The 15,478-nt window shown below is 61.0% G+C and carries 16 protein-coding genes; 4 read left to right on the top strand and 12 right to left on the bottom strand.

What is annotated here, in order from left to right; genetic code table 11:
* Positions 1-4: 4 nt before the first annotated feature.
* Positions 5-331 carry an AzlD domain-containing protein gene (locus PspS04_RS12045; protein WP_095168521.1) on the bottom strand — a complete coding sequence of 109 codons (327 nt, stop codon included), beginning with the start codon at positions 329-331 and terminating at the stop codon, positions 5-7.
* Entirely contained in the window at positions 328-1,068 is a 741-nt protein-coding gene (locus PspS04_RS12040) for an AzlC family ABC transporter permease (protein ID WP_095168523.1), read from the bottom strand. Before PspS04_RS12040 ends, PspS04_RS12045 begins: the two co-directional genes overlap by 4 nt.
* A 114-nt stretch (positions 1,069-1,182) precedes the next feature.
* Here PspS04_RS12040 and PspS04_RS12035 point away from each other — a divergent pair, with 114 nt between their 5' ends.
* Positions 1,183-1,833: a histidine phosphatase family protein gene (locus tag PspS04_RS12035; protein ID WP_159995470.1), complete on the top strand. Its 651-nt coding sequence runs from the start codon at positions 1,183-1,185 to the stop codon at positions 1,831-1,833.
* Between the two features lie 91 nt (positions 1,834-1,924).
* Here PspS04_RS12035 and PspS04_RS12030 read toward each other — a convergent pair whose 3' ends face one another.
* The 4 genes from PspS04_RS12030 to PspS04_RS12015 all read right to left on the bottom strand — a co-directional run bounded on the left by PspS04_RS12030 (position 1,925) and on the right by PspS04_RS12015 (position 4,858).
* On the bottom strand, positions 1,925-2,692 hold the full coding sequence (locus tag PspS04_RS12030) for an amino acid ABC transporter ATP-binding protein (protein ID WP_095168525.1): 768 nt from the start codon (positions 2,690-2,692) through the stop codon (positions 1,925-1,927).
* A complete protein-coding gene (locus tag PspS04_RS12025) occupies positions 2,689-3,348 on the bottom strand; it encodes an amino acid ABC transporter permease (protein ID WP_095168526.1) in 660 nt (219 codons plus the stop codon). The genes PspS04_RS12030 and PspS04_RS12025 overlap by 4 nt, the downstream gene beginning before the upstream one ends.
* Before the next feature lie 10 nt (positions 3,349-3,358).
* Positions 3,359-4,006, bottom strand: a complete 648-nt coding sequence (locus PspS04_RS12020; protein WP_159995468.1) for an amino acid ABC transporter permease — start codon at positions 4,004-4,006, stop codon at positions 3,359-3,361.
* A gap of 63 nt (positions 4,007-4,069) precedes the next feature.
* A complete protein-coding gene (locus PspS04_RS12015) occupies positions 4,070-4,858 on the bottom strand; it encodes an ABC transporter substrate-binding protein (protein WP_095168529.1) in 789 nt (262 codons plus the stop codon).
* A gap of 370 nt (positions 4,859-5,228) precedes the next feature.
* Between PspS04_RS12015 and PspS04_RS12010 the strand changes: the two genes are divergently transcribed.
* Positions 5,229-6,479, top strand: a complete 1,251-nt coding sequence (locus PspS04_RS12010; RefSeq protein WP_159995466.1) for a 2-aminoadipate transaminase — start codon at positions 5,229-5,231, stop codon at positions 6,477-6,479.
* 933 nt (positions 6,480-7,412) lie between these two features.
* On the opposite strand, the gene PspS04_RS12005 is transcribed toward PspS04_RS12010, so the two are convergent.
* The gene (locus PspS04_RS12005; protein WP_095169738.1) at positions 7,413-7,943 is read right to left on the bottom strand and encodes a glyoxalase superfamily protein; all 531 of its coding nucleotides are present in this window, start codon (positions 7,941-7,943) and stop codon (positions 7,413-7,415) included.
* A gap of 248 nt (positions 7,944-8,191) precedes the next feature.
* Positions 8,192-11,239, bottom strand: a complete 3,048-nt coding sequence (locus PspS04_RS12000; RefSeq protein ID WP_159995464.1) for an aminotransferase class III-fold pyridoxal phosphate-dependent enzyme — start codon at positions 11,237-11,239, stop codon at positions 8,192-8,194.
* Positions 11,240-11,378: 139 nt separating this feature from the next.
* Between PspS04_RS12000 and PspS04_RS11995 the strand changes: the two genes are divergently transcribed.
* A complete protein-coding gene (locus tag PspS04_RS11995; RefSeq protein ID WP_095169736.1) occupies positions 11,379-11,813 on the top strand; it encodes an Lrp/AsnC family transcriptional regulator in 435 nt (144 codons plus the stop codon).
* Between the two features lie 7 nt (positions 11,814-11,820).
* Here PspS04_RS11995 and PspS04_RS11990 read toward each other — a convergent pair whose 3' ends face one another.
* The 4 genes from PspS04_RS11990 to PspS04_RS11975 form a co-directional block, all read right to left on the bottom strand.
* Complete coding sequence (locus PspS04_RS11990) at positions 11,821-12,321, bottom strand: DUF2867 domain-containing protein (protein WP_159995462.1); 501 nt, start codon at positions 12,319-12,321, stop codon at positions 11,821-11,823.
* A 115-nt stretch (positions 12,322-12,436) separates the two neighbouring features.
* Positions 12,437-12,868 carry a carboxymuconolactone decarboxylase family protein gene (locus tag PspS04_RS11985; RefSeq protein WP_159995460.1) on the bottom strand — a complete coding sequence of 144 codons (432 nt, stop codon included), beginning with the start codon at positions 12,866-12,868 and terminating at the stop codon, positions 12,437-12,439.
* 28 nt (positions 12,869-12,896) lie between these two features.
* The gene (locus PspS04_RS11980; RefSeq protein ID WP_159995458.1) at positions 12,897-13,517 is read right to left on the bottom strand and encodes an FMN-dependent NADH-azoreductase; all 621 of its coding nucleotides are present in this window, start codon (positions 13,515-13,517) and stop codon (positions 12,897-12,899) included.
* The gene (locus tag PspS04_RS11975) at positions 13,514-13,960 is read right to left on the bottom strand and encodes a GNAT family N-acetyltransferase (protein ID WP_159995456.1); all 447 of its coding nucleotides are present in this window, start codon (positions 13,958-13,960) and stop codon (positions 13,514-13,516) included. The genes PspS04_RS11980 and PspS04_RS11975 overlap by 4 nt, the downstream gene beginning before the upstream one ends.
* A gap of 87 nt (positions 13,961-14,047) precedes the next feature.
* Between PspS04_RS11975 and pdxR the strand changes: the two genes are divergently transcribed.
* Complete coding sequence (gene pdxR / locus PspS04_RS11970; protein WP_159995454.1) at positions 14,048-15,448, top strand: MocR-like pyridoxine biosynthesis transcription factor PdxR; 1,401 nt, start codon at positions 14,048-14,050, stop codon at positions 15,446-15,448.
* The last annotated feature ends 30 nt before the right edge of the window (positions 15,449-15,478 follow it).

Below are 15,478 nucleotides of genomic sequence, written 5' to 3'. Positions count from 1 at the left end.
GCCGCTACCCGGCAAAATACTTCAACAACCACAACGCCCCCATCCCGACCGCCAACGTCAGGAGCGTGTTGCGCGTCTTCCAGGCGACCCAGGCCGCCAGGATGGCCGCGGGGATCTGCGCATTAGCCAGGACAAATTCACCCTGGCCACCGGGGTAGACCACGGCGGGCAGCACCAGGGCCGCCAGCACACTCGCCGGCACGTAGAGCAAGGCTCGCCTGAGCAGCGCCGGGATGCGCAAACGGCCATACAGTTCGACAAAGGAAAGACGCATCACGAACGTGCCCAGCCCGACCGCCAGGAACAGCCCCCACAAGCTCAGGTCGCTCATCGTGGTTGCCCCTCGGCATCAGCGACCGGCGCTTCGCTCGATGACCGCTTGCGCATACTCTCGAGCAACACACCCGCCACCACACCACCAATGGATGCACTGACCAGCCCCAGGTTGTAGGGCATATCCACCGCAAACACCGCGATCAATCCGCCCACCGTGGCGGCACCCAGACTCGGTGCACTGCGTATACCGGGAACCAGCAGCGCGAGAAACGACAGCGGTATGGCAAAACTCAGCGACCAGCTTTCAGGGATATTGGCGCCCAGGTAAATGCCCGCCAATACCGACAGCTGCCATACCAGCCACATCGCGACGGCGGTGCCGGCATAGTAATACTGGGCAAACCGCCCGAGTTCACCGGACGCCAGCTTGAGGCTGCACAGGGCGTAAGACTGGTCGGAAAGCATGTACGACAATGGCCAGGTCCAGCGTCGGGGCAAATGATGCAGATGGGGCGCCAGTGACGCGCTGTACATGATGAAGCGCAAGTTGATCACCAGGGCCGTGACCACAATCGCCACCGGCATAACACCGGTATGCAGCAATTGCAGCGCGACCATCTGCGCCGATCCCGAGTAGAACAGCAGCGTCATGCCCATGGTCGTGCCGGGCGACAGGCCCAGGCTGATCGCCATGACCCCCGTCAACAAACCAAAGGGCACGACCCCGGGACTCAATGGCATGAGTGCCCGCACACCGTGCATGAACGCTTCCCTTGCTGTGCGGTAAGACATTTGGACTCCTTCTATTGTGTTCGCGCCGCCAGGTATCGAGACCATAAAGCTTACAAAGCCTTGCCGGGGGATTTATCGTGTGCGGATGGATTATTGAGTGAGAGGTGGGACCTGGTGCTGACCGTAACGTGGATAAGACATGGCGAGAGCGCCGCCAATGCTGGCGGAGCATCATCGGACCCGGCCCTGATTCCCCTCACCGAGCGCGGTAGAGCCCAGGCCCAGGCCATTGCCGAGTCTATTGAGGCCGCACCGGACTTGATCGTTATGTCGCCGTTTACCCGAGCCCAGGATACCGCGGCCCCCACCCTCCGGAAATTCCCGGCGACCCCGGTGCAGGTGTGGCCGGTCGAGGAATTCACCTACCTCTCGCCCGCGGACTGCATGAATACAACGGCGGCGCAAAGACGTCCATGGGTTCAGGCGTATTGGCAGGCCGGCGAACCGGATCACAGCAACGGACCCGGGACAGAGTCATTCCATGGCCTGGTGCTGCGCGCGCAAACAGCGCTGCAGCAACTGCAGGGCAAGACCGGCTCGGTACTGGTATTCGGCCATGGGCAATTCATGCAAGTCGTACGCTGGCTGATTCTGCTGGCGCCGCAGCGAATCGATGCAGCTGCCATGGGCTCGTTTCGCGGATTCGATGAGGTCAATCCCATCGTTAATGGTGAAGCGGTTTGCTTCACCTTTGATGGAATGCGCTGGTCGAGCGCAGGTGTATTTTGTAGGAGCGAGCTTGCTCGCGATGAACGTCAACGATGACCCGCCACGCCTGACTCAACGCGGCGTCCTTACGTCCATCGCGAGCAAGCCGCAAGCGGGCGCCCGCTCCTACAGAGAGAACCCGTACACGCTACCGATCGTGCAGATGCTTTTTCAGGAATGACCGAGTCCGCTCGTGGACGGGGTTTTGCAGGATGTCCTGCGGTGCACCCTCCTCCACTACCACCCCTCCGTCCATAAACACAATCCGATCCGCCACTTCGCCGGCAAACCGCATTTCGTGGGTGACGATCAACATGGTCATATGCTCGGCAGCGAGCTGCTTCATGACCTGGTTGACCTCTTCGACAAGCTCTGGGTCGAGTGCCGATGTCGCCTCATCGAAGAGCATCACCTTAGGCTGCATCGCCAGCGCCCTGGCAATCGCCACGCGCTGCTTCTGGCCGCCCGACAGCCGCGAAGGATACTCATCGAACTTGTTGGCCAAGCCCACTTTTGACAAATATTCCATTGCCAGTTCACGCGAGGCTTTTTTCGAAAGGCCTTTGAGCTTGATCGGGCCAAGGGCAATGTTTTCAAACACGGTCAGGTGCGGAAACAGGTTGAAGTGCTGGAACACCATGCCCATCTGCTGGCGCACCGCGTTGATATGCTGCTCATAAGCGCGGCCTTTCAAAGGCCGATTGACTTGTTCACCCTCCAGCCAGATCTCGCCATCGTTAAGCACTTCCAACTGATTGATTGACCGCAACAGCGTGCTTTTACCCGAACCACTAGGGCCGATGATGGCGACGATTTGTCCGCGCGAGACCGAAAGATCGATGCCCTTGAGTACTTCGAGTGCGCCGTAAGCCTTACGTGCACCCTTGACCTCAACCATGAATTTTTCACTGTTCATCGTGACATCTCTACCTTTTTTTCGAGAAGGTGCAGGCCGACTTCCAGAACCAGATTGGCTGCATAGTAAATAACCGCAACAGTCAGATAGAACTCAAACGGGCTGTAGGTTTCACTCACGGCAAGCTGGGCGCTATACACCAACTCGGCAATACCGATGATGGAAACCAGCGACGTGTCCTTCAGCAGGACAATCAGGTTATTGCCCAGGGGGGCAATGGTGCTGCGCAGCGCTTGTGGGACGATGACGTAACGCTGGGTCTGGCCACGGCTCAGGCCAATGGAGCGAGCCCCTTCGATCTGCCCAGGGTCCACTGACACCACGCCGGCGCGAATCACGTCGGCGTTGTAGACCGCAAAGTGCAGGCTTAAACCAATGATGCCCGCCCCCAATGCGGGAATGTCGATACCGACCTGCACCAGGCCGTAATAAATCACGTACAACTGCAGCAGCAGTGGCGTACCCATCAGTAGCCAGGTAATAAAACGCACAGGCAGCGCCATCAGTTTCGGCGCATACAGCACGATCAGCGCGAAGGCGATCCCCGCCAGCAAACTCAAGATGCTGGAACTGACGAACATCACGACCGTCCACCACAGACCCGTCGCCAGCAACTCGGAATAAGGTGTAACTATGCTTAGATCCAGACCTTGCATGGGTATGTACTCACCTTGCCGCGAAACGATTATCGAGATAGTCGACGACAAATCGAACCGAGTAGACCATCACGATGTACAGCAACGCTGACACCATGAAAATTTCAAAGGGTTTGTAGGTCGAGCTGATAAAACGTTGCGCGGTATAGGAAAGTTCAACCACCGAAATAGTCGATACCAGGGCCGAGCCTTTGATCAGTGCGACCGCGTTGACCCCCAGCGGGCGAATCATCAACTTGGCAGCCTGGGGCAGCGTGACCAGCCACAACGTCTGGCGGCGCCCGAACCCAATGGAGCGAGCGGCTTCTTCCTGGCCCGGGTCGACGTTGCTGATGGCGCCGCGAATGGACTCGGCCATGTAGGCCGCAATGTTCAGGCCCAGGCCAATCACCCCTGCGGCGAACGGCTCCAGCTCAAGGCCGATCTGCGGCCCGCCGAAGTAAATGATGAACAATTGAACCAGGCACGGCGTGCCGCGAAAAACGCTGACGTAGATTCTTGCCAGGCACCGGAACAGGAACACCGTGGACAACCGCGCAGCCACCAGCACGAAAGCCACCAGCAAACCCAGGAGCAGAGCCAACACCGAGATTTGCACGGTAATCCACGCCGCTTCGAGGAAAAACGGGAATGTGCGCTGTATGAGTGTCAGATCCATGGGAACCCTCGGAAAAGTCGGATTGACTGGCCCGACCCGAGGTCGAGCCAGGCCTGCGATGAATCAGCGGATATCGTTGCCAATCCACTTCATCGAGATCTTTTCGTAGGTGCCGTCGGCGAGCATGTCCTGCAGGGCCTGCTGCATCGTCGCCTTGAGCTCAGGGTTGTTCTTGCGCAGCGCAATGCCCATGCCTTCAATGCCACCGTCGCTCTCGGGCGGGGTAATGATGCGCACCTTCTGCCCGGTTTCCTTGACGGCCACCAGCACCGGAACACTGTCCATCACCAGCGCGTTGATCCGCCCGGCCTCGAGGTCGACCAGCATTTCCGGCAGCCCTTTGTAGGTCCTGACCTTGAGGTTGCCACGCGCCCGGGCCCACTTGTCGTGGGCATCGCCGAGCGTGACGCCGACGGTCACATCCTTGAGGTCATCCAGGCTCTTGATGGGTGAGTCTTCCTTGACCACGATCGTGCGGCCCGCATGGTAATAGGGCCCGACAAAATCCACGGCCTTCTGGCGTTCCGGGGTAATGGTCATGGAGGCGATGATGGCGTCGTATTTCTTCGCCAGGAGACCGGCGATGATCCCGTCGAATGGCGTGGTGACGATTGTCACCTTGACCCCCATGCGCTCGGCCAGGGCCTCGCTGATGGAGGCGTCGAAGCCGACAATCTGGTTCTGTTCATTGGCAAAGCTGAAGGGAGAGTACTGACCGCTCATGGCGATCCGGATCTCCTTGGCCTCCTGGATCTTCTGCAGATCGTCAGCCAGAACAGAGGAGGTGGAAAGTAGCGCCGCGGCCGCCACGGTGGAAGCGACAATCAAGCCTTTGAGCTTTCTGGTTAGCATCGGTTGGCACCTTCGAAGAATTATTATTTATTTTTCAGGGGTTGTTCACCCAGCCTTCACGAAAAGTCTTGCATAGGCAATTTTGGAATGCACCAGGCAAGGTGTCAGCCTGCCTGACACATTGCCGGAGTTGGCCGACACTATGCCGGGTGGAGCGCGAAACGCTCGCTGCAAACCTCTGCCTCGCGCGCCATGGCACAGCGCCGTGGCTGCTGAATGCGAGGTCGACGCAGCGTTGCGCCGGGTTGAAAAATCCGGCGCCGAAATACTTCAAGAGTTTATGGAATGACCGCGGCATTTCTTTTCGCTTGTGGTAGCCAGGCGATCCTCGCTTTCATTGGAGAAAATCCATGCAGCCAGGGGCCACCCAATGACCGCGTCATCCATCAGCGAGTCCATCGCCATTGTCCACCCCATAACCTTGAGCCACGGTCTCAATGCCCATGTCTGGGACACGGACGGCAAGCGCTACATCGACTTCGTCGGTGGCATCGGCGTGCTCAACCTGGGTCATTGCAACCCACCGATTGTCGAGGCGGTGTGCACGCAAGCCAGCCGGCTGACCCACTACGCCTTTAACGCCGCGCCGCACGAACCGTACAAGCAGTTTATGGAGCGCCTGGCCAGGTTCATCCCGGTGTCTTATGCGGTCAGCGGCATGCTGACCAACAGCGGCGCGGAGGCGGCAGAAAACGCGCTGAAAATCGTCCGCGCGGCGACCGGTCGTACGGCGGTCATAGCCTTTGATGGCGGCTTCCATGGACGGACCTTGGCCACCCTGAACCTGAACGGCAAAGTCGCGCCCTACAAACAGCGGGTCGGCACCTTGCCAGGCCCGGTCTATCACCTGCCCTACCCCAGTAAAGACAACGGGGTCACGACTGAGGAAGCACTCAAGGCCCTGGACCGGCTGTTCAGCGTCGAGATCGACGTTAATGAAGTGGCCTGTTTCATTCTCGAACCGGTGCAGGGCGAAGGTGGGTTCCTGGCGCTCGAGCCGCCCTTTGCACTAGCACTGCGCAAGTTTTGCGATGACCACGGCATCCTGCTCATCGCCGATGAAATCCAGTCTGGATTCGGGCGTACCGGGCAACGTTTTGCCTTCACCCGACTGGGCATCGAACCGGATTTGATCTTGCTGGGCAAAAGCATTGCCGGCGGTCTGCCGCTGGGCGCGGTGGTGGGTAAAAAAGCACTGCTCGACACCTTGCCCAAAGGCGGACTGGGCGGCACTTACTCCGGCAACCCGATTGCCTGCGCAGCGGCGCTGGCCACCCTGGACCAGATGACCGATGCCAACCTGGCGGCCTGGGGCGAGTCGCAGGAACAGGCCATCCTCAGCCGCTATCAGGCCTGGCAGCAAGACAAGCTGTCGCCCTATCTCGGTAAGTTGACGGGTGTCGGGGCCATGCGCGGCATTGAGCTACTCACACCCGAAGGCGCGCCCGCCACTGCGGTATTGGCACAGCTACTGGAAAGCGCCAGGCAGCAGGGACTTTTGCTAATGCCCAGCGGAAAATCCCGGCACATCATCCGCCTGCTGCCACCGCTGACGATCGAGCCAGACGTCCTGGAAGCAGGCCTGGATATTTTCGAAAGCTGCCTGGCGGCCATTCGCTAAAACGCGCTGGCCGGCAAGGCCCAGGCACCTATCTGACCACGTGCGTGGATTCGGGTAGGTGCCTGGGCCCTGCATAGGTATCTACACAACTGTGGTGCGACGTTGCACCTGTGGGCGGACCGGGATGTGGGATTAGACCGAGTACATATCCATTTTTGCGGTAACGGCCTCCTATGGTTCCGCCTGACGGCGGCTCACTTTTGAACAGCGCAAAAGTAAGCAAAACGCTTTTACCCCACCACTCGGTGCCTCGCTTAGGCTCGGCATGCCCGTACTCCGACATTGATTTGGGGGGCCGCCGCAATGGGCCCTCCCTGGCCCAGTGCGGCTAAACCGGCGTCCTGCCGGTTTACCCCCCAAATCAATATCGGACTCCGGCCAGCGTGGTTAACGGGGCGCTCAGGATCAAAAACAAAGCGAGGCGGCCTTAGAGCCGACCTGATCGCTAGGGCATGCGCGGTGTGGCTTCTACTTCCTAAGACGCTGACGAAGTCAGCAATCTTTTGATCTCGCTCTGGCTCTGGCTCTGGCTCTGGCTTTTGATCCTGGGCGCCCCGTTAACCACGCTGGCCGAACGCAGGCTTGAAGCCGTGGGTAACCCGGCAGGACGCCGGGTTAGCCGCCCCGCGCCATGGATGGCGCGTGGCGGCGGCCCACGGATTCAAGCCGGAGTGAGGGCACACCGAGCCCAAGCGAGGTGCCAAGTGGTGGGGCAAGAGCCTTTTGCTTACTTTTGGGCTGTTCAAAAGTGAGCCGCCGTCAGGCGGAACCATAGGAGGCCGTTACCGAAGAAATGGATATGTACTCCGCCTAATCCAACACCCCAGAGACCGCCACGGCAGCAAGTTCCCTCGCCACAGGCCACTACAAAGTTGTGTAGAAACCTATGCTGGGCCCTGGCTAAAGCGCCGTGCCCATCACCCCATCACCCCATCAGCTTTGGCAGAAGCGAATCCGGTTGCCGAACGGGTCGTACACTTCCAGAACCTTGCCCCAGCCCTGCTCGACTATCTCCGGACGTCCGTAACCGTAGCGTTTGCCCTGCAACTCATCGCGGAGCATGTCGATGTTGTGCATCGGCACGAATATCGTCGCCCCGGGGCTCGCATCGCCATGGTGTTCAGACAGGTGCAGTTGCAGGCCGTTACGGCTGATGCCCAGGTACAGCGGCAGATCCGCTTCGAAGCGATGTTCGAATTCGACGCTGAACCCCAGGAAATCCAGATAAAACTCCCGCGCCTTGGCTTCGTCGAACATTCGCAGGATTGGAATGGCTTTGTCGAAGGTCACAGCGGGCTGGGGATTTTCTTCTGGCAGCAGTGCCGAGGCGGTGTTCCAGTCCTTGTAGCCCAACTGCTGGGCGACCAGTTCAAGCGCGGTGGAGTGGGACACTGGTTGATGGTGCTGCTCGAGCGAAGCACGCAGGTGCTTGGCCATTTGCTTGGCTTTGAGGATAGACAGCATTGTGACTCCCGGAGTCGAAGCATTCTGGTGCTCGCGTTGCCAAATCTCGACTATCAAGAGTGATACAGGAGAGTTTGAAAAAAACCTGCTTTCACCTTTCCCAACGGGAGCGAGCGGCGGGCAGCAGCGGCCAGCGCCGATAGTACACAACCGCTCGTGAAGCTGCCAACCGCTTGATCACTCCCAGGCTTTGCACCAGCCGCAAACGGCGTGCGACACCGTGGTTGTCGCACGCCGTTTGCGGGGATTTACTGGAGTGCTGCCCGGAAGCTGTCGTCCAGCACTTCCAGCAGGAAGTCCGCATTGGCCTGGCTGAAAATCATCGAGGGACGCATTTTCAGCACGTTGTCATACGGACCTTCGGTACCGATCAGGATGCCTCGCTCGCGGGCACCATCGGCGACCAGCTTGGCCATGTGCGTGGCGGGCACCTTGGTCTTGCGGTCGGTGACCAGTTCAATCCCAAGGAACAGGCCCTGTCCGCGCACGTCGCCGATCACCTCGTAGCGCTGCTGCAGCTTGCGGAAACCGTCGAGCAGATAGTTACCCATGGTCAACGCATTGAGCTTGAGGTTATCGCGCTCAATCACCTCCAGTACCGAAAGCCCCACCGCACAAGACACCGGACTGCCGGCAAAGGTATTGAAGTACTCCATACCGTTGTTGAAGCTGTCGGCGATCTCCCGGGTGGTCACCACCGCCGACATCGGATGGCCGTTGCCAATCGGTTTGCCCATGGTCACTGCGTCGGGCACCACGCCCTGGGTTTCAAACGCCCACCAGTGACTGCCGACCCGACCAAAGCCGACCTGGACCTCGTCAGCCAGGCACAGGCCGCCCTCGGCGCGAACCATGGCATAGACTTCCTTGAGGTAGTTTTCAGGGAAGAACAATTGCCCGGCGACGCTGGGAATCGACTCTGCCAAGAAAAATGCCGGGGCCCTGCCCTGCTTGCGCATGCAGTCAATCTGCTCCGCCACGCTTTGCGCAAAACGCTTGCCCAGCTCCTCGAACGGCCAATCGTCCGGCGCACGGTAGGCATCCGGCACGGTCGCTTCAAACACATGTTCGGCCCGGCCCTTACCGGCCTTGCGCTTGTACTTGTAGGGGCTGAGGTCAATCAGTTCCTGAGTGGTGCCGTGGTAAGCCCAATCCAGCACGATGGCATCGTTGCGCCCGGTGTGGTTGCGCGCCATGCGCAGCATGAGGCTGTTGGCTTCACTGCCGGAACAGCCAAAGGACGCCACCGCCAAGCCTTCCGGCAAGGTCGCGGTGAGCCGCTCGGCATACTCCACGATATTGTCGTGCAGGTAGCGGGTGTTGGTGTTCAGGCGTCCTGCCTGGCGCGCCAGTGCTTGCACCACATCCGGATGGGAGTGGCCGAGGTGGCACACGTTATTGAAGCAGTCCAGATAGGCCCGGCCAAAGTTATCGATCAACCAGACCCCATCGCCGCGCACGAACTTGATCGGGTCAGAATAGGAAATCGACAGGTTGGGCAGCAGCAGCTCCTTGCGCTTGGCGACAATCTCAGCCTTGGTGCGTCCATCCTGGCTGTAGGTTTCTGGCGGGATCCCGGCCAGCGTCGAGGTGTCGGGGAACACATCGGCCCAGACCTCACGATAGGCCCGTTCACCGACCCCGATGAACTCGCTCGCTTTCAGGCCGATGTCCGTGGACATCTGGAAATGCACGTGGGGAATCCACCCGCCGTTTTCCTGATCCGCCCCCATGTGCCCGACCAGCGCCCCCGCTTCCAGCTGATCACCGGGCTTCAGGCGACTTAGCGCTTCATGGGCCATGTGGCCCCACAGGGTCAGGAATGGCGGGCATCCTTCAGGGGAGTGCTTGAGCATGATCAGGCCGCCGTAGCCCAACGGCTCCCACTCGACCTCGACGCTCTGCACCACCCCGGCGACCGGCGTATAGAGCGGCGTGCCAGCGGGCATGATCAGGTCGACACCGACGTGCACGATGCGCCGTTGCCCCTGGATGAAGCGCGACTCGAACGCAGCGTCGGTGTAGATGGTTCTTTCCTCGCCCCACGGCCCGATGCCCAGCGGCACCTTGTGCTCGGCCGCAAAGTCTTCCCACCACTGGGTGGCCTCTGCCGGACGCTGCTCGGCGGAAGCGACAGTCATCACATGGGCGGCATCGCCGAACGGCGCAATGGCCTTGTTCATGCTCGCCGCCGAAGGCCGCACGATATCCGCGAAGGACTGGCTATTCTGCGCCACCCAGCGGCGAATCGCCCCCGCGCCTTCGACCGCGTCAAACCCACAGGCCTTGCGCAGGATTGCTGTCGCCAGGCGCGGGTTCATCGCGTCCATCCGCTCCAGCAGGCGCCAGGCCGGTGCTTCGCTGATGGCAAGGTAAGGGTTGTCTTGCGTCTGGTCGTGGCGCGAGGCCGACAAGGTCACGCTGGTCACCAGGCGCATGGCGATCAGGTTGAACAGGACGTCCAGTTCCTCCGGCTGCAGCGGGTACTTCTCATGGAACCCGGCAGCCAGGGCGGCGGCCGCGCCGATGGGGTCCTGCATGTCGAGAATCGAATAGGCGCAGGTGATGGCTACTTCGGCGATCAGAATCGTGTGCACCGCATCGCCAAAATCGATGATGCCCGAGACTTTTTGGTGATCGCCGGAATCGACGAGGATGTTCCAGTCGTTGCCGTCATTGTGAATCACCTGGGCACGCAGGCGCGCAAGCCGGGGCTGGACCTGTTGTTCGAAGGTCTCGATGAAGCGCTGCAGAATCGCCCTTTTGGCCGGGTCCTTGACGAAGTGCAGGCGTGCCCGCGAACGGGCGGCGTGGCGCAGATCCCAGTCCAGATCGCGGACCGCGCCGGGGTGCATAAAGCCCTGCAGCGCCCGATCGATCTCACCGAAGGACTGGCCAAGGCTGCGCATCAATTCGAAGGTACGCTCGACCTCGGCCATCGGCGTGCCGTGCAGCCAGCTGACCAGGCGCACCGCATGGGTCTCGCCGGAGGCCGCCACTGCCGTGGCGAGGAAATCGCCGGCCAGGCTCTTCTTCAGGAACGGCACGGTCAGCTCGGGATTGTGCCTGGCGAGGTGGCTGAGAATGGCCGTCTGGAACTCGCTTTCAACCCGTGGCTCGGTGGAGTTGACGACTTTCAGGATCCACCCTGCATCGCTTTGGGTCTGCAACCGATAGTTGCGATCTCGCTCACCGTCCAGCGGCGTGGCGGTACCGATTACGTTGAAAAGCTGCGCGCCCAGCTTTTCGGCATCGCCTGTCGAGAACTGCGGGGCAGGATGCGAAAGATTAGTCATAGTAATTGTTTTCCAAGCCATTTTTTTCAGATAGCTTGGCACGCGAAACCAGGGAAGGCAGTAAGTATACGGTCGGCTTTGGCCTGCATATTGTCGGAATCGACCGGCACAAAATCGGCAGCAAAAATGGGGAGTTGATATGCGCGACCTGGACACCAAAGACCGCGAAATCCTGGAAATCCTGTCGAAAGAAGCACGCATCGCCCTGAAGGCCCTGGCCGCGAGGATTGGCCTCTCACGCAGTGCTACCAGCGAGCGCGTGATCAACCTGGAACGCAACGGCGTGATCCGCGGCTACCGCGCCGACATCGGCGAAATCGACGCCCACGTGATTCGCGCCATCTTGCTGGTCAGCCTGAAACGCACCCCCGCCATCGGCCTGCTCGACCTCCTGGCCCAGAACTCCCAGGTACGGCGCGTCTCCTCGGTCAGTGGCCAGCTCGACCTGGTGATCGAGGTTGAATCGCGCACCATCGATGACCTCAATCGAGTCAGGGACGCCGTCGCGATTCACGAATCCGTTGAAGACATCACCACCGCAGTGGTCCTGCGGCGCGACATTGATCGGCAGTGATCCGCTGCTAGTCCGTGAGCGCTGATGCGCGCTCTGCCAGCGTGCGCTGCAGTTGCCGCAGATTGCGCTTGATGATCACCTTGTGCGCTGGACCGACCGGCACCATGTAGGCGCGGCCGAAGGCGTTGTGGGTGATCACCGATGAGGTGATCGTCATCACTCGAGCGCTTATCGACAGGCAAATCATCACATCCAGGTGCCGGTCCCGCTCGGTCAAAACCAACACGTCGGGGGCACAATGCTCCACCCGGAAAAAATCCAGGTAGTCCCCCACACTGACTGTCTCGCGCTGGGTAGCGGAAAAACCGCCGATGCGCTTCACCCCGAACAGCGAGGAAATCCGGTCCCTCACCCGGAACGCCAGGCGCATGAACCACCCCGTTTGCGCGGTAATGATGTTCCATGCCTCAAGCACACTGACATCCGCAGCCAGCGCGGCCGAGCGACAGTCGTAGTAATCCAGTTCGGACAGCGGACGCAGGGTGTGAACAGCTGATGTGCTAACCAAGGATAATCCCTCAACCTGGGTGAAAAGTTGTAGGAGCAGGCACCCGCTCCTACAGTGCGCGCGGTTGCGCGGATTATCAGGCTCGCCCTGGGTTTTGAGAATAGGATTTTTGCCCTTAGAGCTTCATCCCCACCGCCAGCCGGTTAAACGCATTCATCAAGGCCGCGGCCAACGTCAGGTCGCTAATCTCGACATCGCTGAAGTGCGCTTTCAATGGCTCGTACAATTCGTCTGGCGCGCCCTTCTCACTGACGTAGGTGAGTGTCTCGGCCCAGGCCAGTGCGGCGCGTTCGCGGGCGTTGAACAGTTCGCTGATGCGCCAGCCCGCCAGGCAATCCAGCTTCTCTTGCGCCACCTCACTGTCGCGCAAGGTCTGCGCATGTTTGCCCAGGCAGAACGCGCAGCCGTTGATCTGCGAGATGCGCAAGTACACCAGCTCCAGCAGCGGCAAGCCCAGGGAGCTGTCGGCCAGCGCCGTGTTGGTGGCGAGCAGGCCCTGGTAGGCGGCAGGCGACAGGGACGGAAACGGCAGTCTGAGTTGGCTCATGGTGAAACTCCTCGGTAGAAAAAATGGCTCAGGCACAAACGAGATGATTGAACAGCGGCTCCAGCGCCAGCCGGGCGCGGCTATCGTCGAGCGTTGCGCGGACGGCCTCCTCACCCAACACCAAGCCCTGAAGATAAGAAAAGTGCAGGTCGAACAGCCCAAGGGTATTCAGCACATGGCGCAGGTACGAACTCAGGAAATCCGCTTGCCGGGCCCGCTCACCCTGGTGAAAACCACCGGAACCGACAATCACGTACACCGGGCGATCGCACAGCAGGCCGGTCTTGCCCTCGGGGCCCGAGCTGAATGTGCGGTGAATGCGCAGGACGTAGTCGATCCACAGCTTGAGCGCGGCCGGCAGGGTAAAGTTGTGCATCGGCGTGGCTATCAGCAGCATATCGCTGCGCTCCAATTCGCTGATCAACGCCTCGGACAACTCGAACGTTGGCGAGTCGAAGGGCGTGGCCGTGGTCAGCGCACGGGCATAGTCCATATCCAGCGGGGGCAACGGCTGCGCGCCGAGGTCGCGCTCGGCCAGTTCGAGCTGCGGATAGCGGTTGCGCAGGGAGGCCACCAGCTCCAGTGCCAACTGGTTGGCGTGGGACACCTGCCCCTGCGGGCTGGCATTGAGCAACAACAGATTATTCATGCCGGATTTCCTGCCCGCAGGCTCTGGGTGAAATGCATGCCACGGGCCAACAGCCCCTGGCGAAAATAGAAGCGTTGGGCCAACGGCATATGCAGGCCGGTATCCAGCACCAGGTGATCACAATCGCGCTGCACGGCCTGCTCGCGAACCGCGTTCAACAGTTGCGCGCCCACGCCGCTGCGCTGCAGCTCGGGACTGACCACCAGATCATCAACGTAGATGAAACGCCCGTAGAGCAGGTTTTCCAACTCGCGGTAACCGGCCAGGCCGACCAGGCGTTCGCCCTCCTGCGCGGCCAGCAAACGGTAGCCCTGCTCCGCCTGCCGAACCAGTTGCGCCACATAGCGGTCCTGGTCATTGAGGTGCGGGCGCAACACGCCCATCAGCGCAAAGCTGGCCGCCAAGGCCTGCGGGTCGTCGAGGTGTTGAAAGGTGTAAGGCATGTGCGTTGTCCGCCGTGAACAGATGGCTCACTTTAGGGCGGTAATGGCTTAAGCTACAGGGCCGAAAAATGCATAAATGACTAGGCCATGATTCCGCCCTTCCAACTGGATCGCTGCCAACCAGCCCCCATCTATCGCCAGCTGTATCAGCGATTTCGTGAATCGATCGCCGACGGTCGCCTGCGCCCGGGAGACCGGGTGCCTGCCGTTCGCGCACTGGCGGCGGAGCTGAACCTGGCGCGCGGCACCGTCGAAGCGGCGTACCAGCTACTGATTGGCGAAGGTTACCTGACAGCTCGCGGGGCCGCAGGGACGGTGGTCACCCCTCACCTGGCAGCCGTTTCCTCGCCCATCCATCAGCCCCCGCTGGCATCAACCACGTACCTGGCCACCCACAGTGGGACGCAGCCGCTCGCCCTGCAGATGGGCCTGCCAGCGCTGGATGCCTTTCCGCGCAAGCTCTGGACCCGGCTGGCGGGCCGCCAGTTGCGCCAGGCCGGCCTCGAGGGGCTGGTCTACCCGGACCCACGCGGCCATGCGCCGTTGCGCGCGGCCATCGCCACCTACCTGGGCATCTCCCGCGGCATCACCTGCCGCCCTGAGCAGATATTCGTCTGCGCCGGCTATCGCGCGTGCCTGGACCTGATCAGCCACACCCTCATGCAGCCTGGCGATAGCTGCTGGCTGGAAGAACCCGGCTACTTCATGGCCCGCAACGCCCTGCTGGAAGCCGGCGCACAGTTGGTGCCGGTGCCCGTGGATGACCAGGGACTGGACGTCGCACAAGGCATCCGCCGCGCCCCGGATGCCCGCTTCGCCGTGGTCACGCCGACCCACCAGAGCCCGCTGGGAGTGTCGCTGTCACTGCCACGGCGCCTGGCCCTGCTGGACTGGGCCAACAGCCGGGGCAGTTGGATCATCGAGGACGATTACGACAGCGAATACCGCTACCAGGGCAAACCCCTGCCCGCCCTCAAGAGCCTCGACCAACAGGGTCGCGTGCTCTACACCGGGACCTTCAGTAAAGTGCTGTTTCCAGGCCTGCGCCTGGCCTACCTGGTGGTACCGGCCGACCAGAGCGAAGCGTTCGCCCGCCAGGCAGACCGACTGCATAACCACTGCCCGCACCTCCTGCAGGCAACCGTCACGGCATTCCTCAACGAGGGGCACTTCGCCCGGCACCTGAAAAAAATGCGCAGCCTCTACGCCCACCGCCGCCAATGGCTGGTGGAGGCGCTGCAACAACAAATGGGAGACCGCCTGCTGATCAACCCCCAGGCCGGCGGCATGCACCTGGTGGTGGGCCTTCGCGAAGGTGATGACAACCAGTTGGCACAGCGTGCCCGGTCCGTTGGCATCGCCGTCGAGCCGCTATCGCAGTGGTACCTGGAAGCCGAGCCGAGGCATGGCCTGGTGCTTGGTTTCACCAACATCACCAGTGCCGAACAGGCAACAGCGGTGGCGCTGCGCCTGGCGCAAATTATCTAGAAGGATGGAGTCAAAAGCAGCGGCGTCGCC

The organism is Pseudomonas sp. S04 (genome assembly GCF_009834545.1).
GTDB lineage: Bacteria > Pseudomonadota > Gammaproteobacteria > Pseudomonadales > Pseudomonadaceae > Aquipseudomonas.
Note: the sequence above shows the minus strand (reverse complement) of the source record. Positions and strands in the feature narration are given on the sequence as shown.